Below are 1,895 nucleotides of genomic sequence, written 5' to 3'. Positions count from 1 at the left end.
AAAATCCCGGAAAATCGTGATGTCGTACTGATCCCTGACGCCATGCCAGATCGTTCTTTTGGCACAACACTCATAATAGCTTTTTGTGTTTCTCCATTGAGAAGGCCGCCCCCACTTCCAATGACGACCATGCCAGCCATAACAATGATCCATGATCCGACATATGCTCCCCATGCTGTTATTCCATTGCCGATAGCGACGCATGACAGACCACTGGCTAGAATACCGCTCGAAGAGATATGGCGTTCCAGAAGACGTCCAATATGTGGGAAAATCAACATTGCCAGGGCAAAAGGCAACATGGCGAAGCCGGCCTGAAGTGCTGAGCGGCCTAAGCCGTTTTGGAGAAATAGCGGAAGCATTGAGGCCATAACCTGAGCGGATGCTGCATAAGCAAACATCGCCCAGACAGCTCCCAGAAAACGGGGATTGGAGAATAGGCCAAGATCTAACATCGGACGTGATTGGGCGCGTTCAGATGCTATGAAAATGCCTAAGGAGATACTTCCTCCAATAAAACCATTCAGGGCGTTCCATGAGGTCCAGCCGCTTGCCTGACCGTTAATCATTCCCCACGTCAGACCGAACATGAATGCAGCGAAAAATATAATCCCGGCCGGGTCCAGTCTTCGGGCATCAGTATCACGTGATTCTTTGACCAGAATAAAGACTGCGCCAGCAAGTAGGACGCAGATTGGAATATTGATATAAAACGCCCACCGCCAACCGAGCGCATAGGCAATAATACCACCAATAATAGGAGCAAGAACCATGGTAAGGCCCATGATACTTCCCCAAATGGCCCATGCGCGGTTCCGTTCATCTGGATTATGAAAAGTATGCCCGATGATCGCTAAAGCAGGTGCTAACAAAAACGCAGCACTTACGCCCTGTAAAGCACGGGCCAGATATAGTGCTGTGGCAGATGGGGCGGCTCCGCAAAACAACGAGGTAAGTGCAAATGTCGTAATTCCAATCAGATAGATGCGACGGCGTCCATACCGATCTGCAATGGCTCCAGCGGGCAACAGGAGAGATGCGAAGCACAGAACATATGTGCTGATAACCCATTCAATATCCGCGAAACTTGCACGAAACTCGCGAGCAATGGTTGGCAGGATGATTGCCACCACATTGGTATCAAGCACAGTCAAGGCACAGCCAGTTGAAGCCGCCAGAAGGACAAATAACGGATTGGTTACGCGCGAGGATGTCATCGAGGTCCTCACCGCTTCACGATAGCATTAGAAGTTCCGATAATCAGTTCATCATGATTGGCTTGAAAGAGTTGTGTCATGGCGATGTTCCGTTGCAGAGCGCATTAGTCTGTAACGCTACGTCATGCCTTGGTTCTCGTCATTGGTGGTTATTTTCGTTATTATTAGGTTTTGCCTAATAATGCGGGGAGGAGGATAGGGGAATGGAACTGAGACATCTCCGCTATTTTGTGGTCTTGGCGGAAGAACTTCATTTTACACGGGCGGCAGAACGGCTGAATATTTCCCCGCCCACTCTGACTGTGCAGATACAGGAAATTGAGCGCACATTATCAGCTCAACTTCTCAACCGAACAAAGCGTTCTGTGACGCTTACATCTGCGGGAGAGGTTTTCCTTTCTGAAGCACGGCGCGTGCTCAAACAATTTGCAACAGCGGAGAACGCCGGTCGTCGTGCTGGGCGCGGTGAATTGGGTCGGATAGAGATTGGTTATGTTGCGTCAGCTGCTTATACGGGGATACTGCAAGACCAGATGAACCAATTTACGCAGAATTATCCAGACGTGCTTTTAAAAGTACGTGAATTCCCCATGGATAAACTGCCTCAACGCGGAAATCTCACAGATGGAGTAATTTTGGATCATTTTCTGGTTGTTCAGGACTTCCTATACGTCTGAT

2 protein-coding genes are annotated in these 1,895 nt (G+C 49.1%); one reads left to right on the top strand and one right to left on the bottom strand.

Annotation, left to right across the window (positions count from 1 at the left end; genetic code table 11):
* On the bottom strand, positions 1-1,217 hold a 1,217-nt coding region (locus CSR02_RS03555), incomplete at its 3' end, for an MFS transporter (protein WP_099540584.1).
* 203 nt (positions 1,218-1,420) lie between these two features.
* Here CSR02_RS03555 and CSR02_RS03550 point away from each other — a divergent pair.
* The gene (locus CSR02_RS03550; RefSeq protein WP_244176761.1) at positions 1,421-1,894 is read left to right on the top strand and encodes a LysR family transcriptional regulator; all 474 of its coding nucleotides are present in this window, start codon (positions 1,421-1,423) and stop codon (positions 1,892-1,894) included.
* Position 1,895 lies beyond the last annotated feature (1 nt).

It is taken from the genome of Acetobacter pomorum, from assembly GCF_002738225.1.
GTDB lineage: Bacteria > Pseudomonadota > Alphaproteobacteria > Acetobacterales > Acetobacteraceae > Acetobacter > Acetobacter pomorum.
The sequence above is the reverse complement of the archived record's forward strand: the minus strand, read 5'-3'. Positions and strand labels throughout refer to the sequence as shown.

Bases quoted from the DNA above. Each gene is read 5' to 3' on its own strand.
- CSR02_RS03550 (WP_244176761.1), top strand. From the start codon at position 1,421: ATGGAACTGAGACATCTCCGCTATTTTGTGGTCTTGGCGGAAGAACTT.